This is a genomic window from Propionivibrio sp. (assembly GCF_017995515.1).
Classification (GTDB): domain Bacteria; phylum Pseudomonadota; class Gammaproteobacteria; order Burkholderiales; family Rhodocyclaceae; genus Propionivibrio.
Genome location: NZ_JAGOIT010000150.1, coordinates 1 through 5845, shown reverse-complemented (window position 1 = coordinate 5845; position 5845 = coordinate 1). Strand labels below are relative to the sequence as shown.

The window sequence follows — 5845 nt, the reverse complement described above, 5'->3', positions numbered from 1 at the left end:
AGGACGCCGGACAGAACCGCCTCATGCTCTCCGTTCCTCGACGAAAACGCGCCTGGTTCGTCGCGCTATGGGCAAATGCTTCGACGCCGACTGTCCTTTATGGCAGCCCTACCGGCTAATGGACAATCTGGGTTGATCTGTTTGGCGACAATCAATCTACCAACTCCCTACCTCCGCCGCCTTACCCCCAGCTTATTTCTTTCTGAAGATCAAGGCTGCGTTCCCCAGTAAGGCGCGATGAACCAAATTTTGGGTGGAGCAAGACCATCGGCGGTCTGCGCAAAACTCGGTTCATTGGCTTGGCAAAGGTGAAGGCACAAACCGTCTTCACCTTTGCTTGTTACAACCTGACCCGGATGGCGACGCTGTTCGGCTGGCGATTGTCTGCGACATAGGGAGAAATCCGTCTGCCGACCGCCGAAAGGCGGGCAGCAGAACCCATAAAGTCCAGAAAACCGGCTGAAACCCGGTTTCAAGGTACCGCAAAGGGCTGGTCGTAGAAATTTGAGCATCGTCAGCAATGAACAACCGAAGGTGTCGCGAAGTTTTTGGACAACCTGCTAAACAGTTTCGATTTGTGGTGCTAGAGTAGTCGCACAGGCTTTCAGTTTCGTTGTTTTTTTCAACCATGCTGGCGCCCGGGCGGGTCGCCAGGAACAGAGGGAGGGCACGATCATGCAAGTCGAGCACCATGAGCTTCACCACGAGTTCCCCGAATTTCTGGATGTAATGCAAGTGTTGAGGAACTCGGACAGTCACTTCAGCGAAATGTTTGATGAATACCACGCCCTGACCAACCAGGTCGAGCACCTGGAAGAAGAAGATGTTCCGGTCGATGACTTCACGATTGAGGACATGAAGAAGAAGCGCGTGAAGCTCAAGGATTCGATGTACAAGATGCTGGTTGCGCACACGAGCAGCCACTGATCCGTTTCCCGAAGTTCCATCGCTGCGTCGCAGACGAATTCCCCGACATTCCAATACCGATCACTGAACGATGCGTCCGGTAGAATTGCCGGATGCATCGTTTTCCCTACTGGCGGCTGTCCGCCTACTACTTCTCGTACTTCGCCTTTCTCGGCGTATTCGTACCGTATTTCGGGCTCTATCTCCAGTCGCTATCCTTTTCGGCCTGGGAGATCGGTCTGTTCATGTCGCAGATGCAGTTGATGCGGCTGTTCGGCCCCTACCTTTGGGGCACGCTGGCTGATCGCCTGGGCAAGCGGCTGTTCGTCATCCGGCTGACCTCCTTCGGTACGCTGGTCGCGTTTTCCGCATTCTTCTGGATCGAGCGCTTTGGCGGCTACATGGCGGCGATGGCGATTCTCGCCTTCTTCTGGTCGGCTTCGCTTCCGCTGGTTGAAACGCTGACCTTTGACCACCTGCGCGAGAACGCCGCGCGTTACAGCCGAGTCCGGCTTTGGGGCTCGGTGGGCTTCATCGTGGCGGTGTTTGCCTGCGGTTACTTGCTCGATTTCCTGCCGATGGACGCCTTGCTCTGGTTTACGGTGGCGTCGCTCGTGGCGATTGTCGCAAGCTCGATGGCCGTGCCGGACGCGCCTATGCATCAGTCGCATCAGGCATCGTCACCGCTGGCGGACATCCTGGCGCAACCGGGTGTGCGTGCCTTGCTGGCAGCTGGTTTGTGCATGCAGGCGGCGCATGGCGCGATGAACATCTTTTACTCGATCTACATTGCCGGCCTCGGCTACAGCAAGTCGGTCGTCGGCGGATTATTTTCACTCGGCGTCGTTGCCGAGATCGCGATGTTCTTCTTCATGTCGAGCGTGATGCGCCGCTACAGCCTGCGCCGCATCCTGATCGCCAGTTTTGCCGTCGCCGTTGGACGTTTTCTGCTCATCGGCTGGTGTGCGAACCTGCCGGTGCAGATCTTTGCGCAGACGCTGCACAGCCTGACGTTCGGCGCCTTCCATGCGGCGTCCATCGCAGCGACCAATCACTGGTTCCACGGGAGCGCACGGGCGCGCGGCCAGGCTTTGTACTCGAGCGTGGCGTTTGGCGCGGGCGGGCTGATTGGCGGGCTGGTGAGCGGCTGGTCTTGGGATCATCTCGGCGGAGCGATGGCGTTCACGCTGAGTTCGCTGTTTGCGCTGATCGGGCTCGTGTTCGTGGTCAAGTGGGTGAAAATGGGCGACGCGGACGAACCCAAGGCTATGAATGCTGTCGATACAACTCAAGATGGTCGAGGGAATGATGAATCGTAGAATTGCTCAATCCGGCCTGGTACTCGGTGCCGCACTGTTTCTGGTCGTCGGCTGCCAGACGACGAATACGACCAGCGGTGGCGCTGTCGGTGTCGATCGTCAGCAAACCATGCTCGTCTCGTCGGCGGAGATCAACAGCCAGGCTGCCAAGGCCTATCAGGAAACGATCGGCGAGGCACGTGCAAAGCGGACCTTGAATCGCAACCCGTCGGATGTGGCGCGCGTGCGCGGCATCGCGGCGCGCCTGATTCCTGTGACTTCGGTCTTCCGCTCCGATGCTCCAGGCTGGCGCTGGGAGTCGAACGTCATCACCTCGGATGAACTCAATGCCTGGTGCATGCCGGGCGGCAAGATCGCGGTCTATACGGGACTCATCTACAAGCTGAATATCACCGACGATGAGCTTGCCGCTGTGATGGGTCACGAGATTGCGCATGCGTTGCGCGAGCATGGGCGCGAGAAGGTCGGGCAGGCGACAGGGGTCGGCATCGCTGCAGCGATCGGTGGCGCGGTCGGCGCCTACTACGGCATCGATGCTGATGTCGGGCAGAGTGTTCTCGGAGCCGTGGGCGAACTGGCGTTCATGCGACCGAATTCGCGAGGGATGGAACAGGAGGCGGATCGCATGGGGGTTGAGCTGGCGGCGCGCGCCGGCTATGACCCGCACGCCGCGATAACGCTTTGGGCAAAGATGGGGCGCGCGTCCGGCGGGCAGCCGCCGCAATGGCTGTCGACGCATCCCTCGCACCAGTCGCGTATCGCCGACCTGAAGGTGTACGCCGAACGCGTGCAGCCGTTGTACGTGGCGGCCCGCCGAAACCGTTGATTTCGCTCGCTTTGGCGCGGCTGACAGTGCCGGCGTGCCATGCGATAATCGAGACCCCGTTTTTGGCGTGACGTCGAGGACGTCTGCGGTTCAGATCACATTTTCGTATGGGTCGCCGGTTTTCAGGCGGCCTGAAAATCACAAACAGGAGTTGCGTTATGAACAAGTTGGCATTTGCTCTGTGCGTCGTTTTGTCGATTGCTTCGCTCGCCGCTTGCAACACCATATCGGGCATCGGCAAGGATATCGAAAAAGGCGGGGAGGCGATCGGCAGGGCCGCCAAGTAGGTTTCGAGGATTTCAGTTTTTTTGCACTGCGTTCAACAACACTGGCAGGAATGCCGGAGAGGATGACAATGAAGATTTGTGTGCTGCCGGGTGACGGCATTGGTCTGGAAATCATGGCTGAAGCCGTACGCGTGTTGAAATCGCTCGATCTCAAGTTCGAGATTGAAGAAGCGCTGCTCGGCGGTTGCGCAGTTGACGCCACGGGGAGCCCGTTCCCGGAAGCGACCCAGAAACTTGCGCAAGCCGCGGACGCAGTGCTGCTCGGCGCCGTCGGCGGTCCGAAGTGGGACGTGCTGCCGCGCGAACAGCGCCCGGAACGCGGTCTGCTCGGTATCCGCAAGCAACTCGGTCTGTTCGCCAACCTGCGCCCGGCCATTCTCTACCCGGAACTCGCCAACGCCTCGACGCTGAAACCTGAAGTCGTCGCCGGCCTCGACATCCTGATCGTGCGCGAACTGACCGGCGACATCTACTTCGGCCAGCCGCGCGGCATCGAGATGCGCGAAGTCGACGGCAAGATGCAGCGCTTTGGCCTCAACACCATGCACTACACCGAGAGCGAGATTCGCCGGATTGGCCGTGTCGCCTTCGAGGCTGCACGCAAGCGCGACAAGAAGGTGTGTTCGGTTGACAAGATGAACGTGCTCGAAACGACGCAACTCTGGCGCGACGTGATGAACGAACTGGCGCCCGAGTACCCGGACGTCGAGCTCTCGCACATGCTGGTCGACAACGCCGCGATGCAACTCGTCAAGGCGCCGAAGCAGTTCGACGTGATGGTCACCGGCAACATGTTCGGCGACATCCTCTCCGACGAAGCTTCGATGCTGACCGGCTCGATCGGCATGCTGCCCTCGGCCTCGCTCGACGAGAACAACAAGGGTATGTATGAGCCGTGCCACGGTTCGGCCCCGGATATCGCCGGCAAGGGCGTCGCCAATCCGCTGGCGACGATCCTCTCCGTCGCGATGATGATGCGTTACACATTCGCTAAGGAAGAAGTCGCCTTGCGCATTGAGAATGCGGTGAAGAAGGTGCTCGCGCAGGGTTATCGCACGGGCGACATCTTCGAGCCGGGTACGAAGAAGGTCGGCACCCGCGAAATGGGCGACGCAGTCATCGCCGCGTTGTAAATCCGGAAATCAGTTTTTTGTTCAGAGGTCAGTGAAATGAAGAAGGTTGGTCTGGTTGGCTGGCGCGGCATGGTGGGCTCGGTCCTCATGCAGCGCATGGTGGAAGAAGGTGACTTTGCTCACATCGAACCCGTTTACTTCTCGACTTCGGCGGTTGGCGGTAAAGCGCCGACGTTGGGCGGCAAAGACGGCGGACTGTTGCAGGACGCCAAATCGATCGATGTGCTTAAGCAAATGGACATCGTCATCACGTGTCAGGGCGGCGACTACACGAAGGAAGTGTTCCCCAAACTGCGCGCGGCCGGCTGGACGGGACACTGGATCGACGCGGCCTCCACGTTGCGCATGGACAAGGACGCGGTCATCATCCTCGACCCGGTCAACCTGAACGTCATCCAGGACGCGCGCGCCAAGGGTGGCAAGAACTGGATCGGCGGCAACTGCACGGTTTCCCTGATGCTCATGGGCCTCGGCGGCTTGTTCAAGAACGATCTGGTCGAGTGGGTTTCGGCCATGACCTACCAGGCTGCGTCGGGCGCCGGTGCGCAGAACATGCGCGAACTGCTGGCGCAGATGGGCGCGCTGCACGACGCGGTCAAGGCCGATCTGGCTGACCCGGCATCGGCGATTCTCGACATCGACCGCAAGGTTGCCGAGACGATGCGCGCGTCGAGCTTCCCGACCAAGAACTTCCGCAACACCGCACTGGCCGGCAGCCTGATTCCGTGGATCGACGTCCCGGTCGAAGGCGGTCAGTCGAAGGAAGAGTGGAAGGGCGGCGCTGAATGTAACAAGATCCTCGGCCGTCCCGCGTTCCGCACGCCGGGCAGCATCCCGATTGACGGCCTGTGCGTGCGCATCGGCGCGATGCGCTGCCATTCGCAAGGTCTGACGATCAAGCTGAAGAAGGATGTGCCGCTCGACGAGATCAGCGACATCATCGCCAAGGGCAATCAATGGGCGAAGGTCGTGCCGAACGAGCGCGAAATCAGCGAACGCGAACTGACCCCGGCAGCCGTTACCGGCACCTTGACGGTTCCCGTCGGCCGCTTGCACAAACTGGCGATGGGGCCGGAGTTCCTCGGCGCCTTCACCGTCGGCGACCAACTGCTGTGGGGCGCCGCCGAACCGCTGCGCCGGATGCTGCGGATTCTGCTCGACTAAGCGTCGCTGTACGTCAAAGAGGAACCGGGGCGTGTGCCCCGGTTTTTTTGTGCGCCCAGCATGGGCGCACTCTTGCCCGACTCTGACACCGCCAAGTAACACACCTGTCGGGAAGCTGCATGGCGCAAGGCTTTGGGCGAAGTTGCAAAAATGGGTGTGTATCTAGGCGAAGAAGGTGCTCAATCCAGATTCAGGATCGGCTTGGGCGGC

6 protein-coding genes and 1 pseudogene are annotated in these 5845 nt (G+C 60.1%); all 7 read left to right on the top strand.

Translation table 11 applies throughout. The features are described from left to right. Positions 1 to 212: 212 nt before the first annotated feature. Positions 213 to 395: pseudogene (locus KBA32_RS16200) on the top strand (transposase); the annotation flags it as partial. A gap of 280 nt (positions 396 to 675) precedes the next feature. After that, positions 676 to 927, top strand: a complete 252-nt coding sequence (locus tag KBA32_RS16195) for a DUF465 domain-containing protein (RefSeq protein ID WP_294361197.1) — start codon at positions 676 to 678, stop codon at positions 925 to 927. Between the two features lie 92 nt (positions 928 to 1019). Then, positions 1020 to 2225, top strand: a complete 1206-nt coding sequence (locus KBA32_RS16190) for an MFS transporter (protein ID WP_294361195.1) — start codon at positions 1020 to 1022, stop codon at positions 2223 to 2225. Beyond that, positions 2215 to 3051 carry a M48 family metallopeptidase gene (locus tag KBA32_RS16185; RefSeq protein ID WP_294361193.1) on the top strand — a complete coding sequence of 279 codons (837 nt, stop codon included), beginning with the start codon at positions 2215 to 2217 and terminating at the stop codon, positions 3049 to 3051. Before KBA32_RS16190 ends, KBA32_RS16185 begins: the two co-directional genes overlap by 11 nt. 158 nt (positions 3052 to 3209) lie before the next feature. Then, a complete protein-coding gene (locus tag KBA32_RS16180) occupies positions 3210 to 3338 on the top strand; it encodes an entericidin A/B family lipoprotein (RefSeq protein WP_294361191.1) in 129 nt (42 codons plus the stop codon). Between the two features lie 68 nt (positions 3339 to 3406). Then, on the top strand, positions 3407 to 4471 hold the full coding sequence (gene leuB, locus KBA32_RS16175; protein ID WP_294361199.1) for a 3-isopropylmalate dehydrogenase: 1065 nt from the start codon (positions 3407 to 3409) through the stop codon (positions 4469 to 4471). A 36-nt stretch (positions 4472 to 4507) separates the two neighbouring features. Further along, positions 4508 to 5635 (top strand): aspartate-semialdehyde dehydrogenase, encoded by a 1128-nt coding sequence (asd, locus tag KBA32_RS16170; RefSeq protein ID WP_294361189.1) that lies wholly within the window; start codon positions 4508 to 4510, stop codon positions 5633 to 5635. The last annotated feature ends 210 nt before the right edge of the window (positions 5636 to 5845 follow it).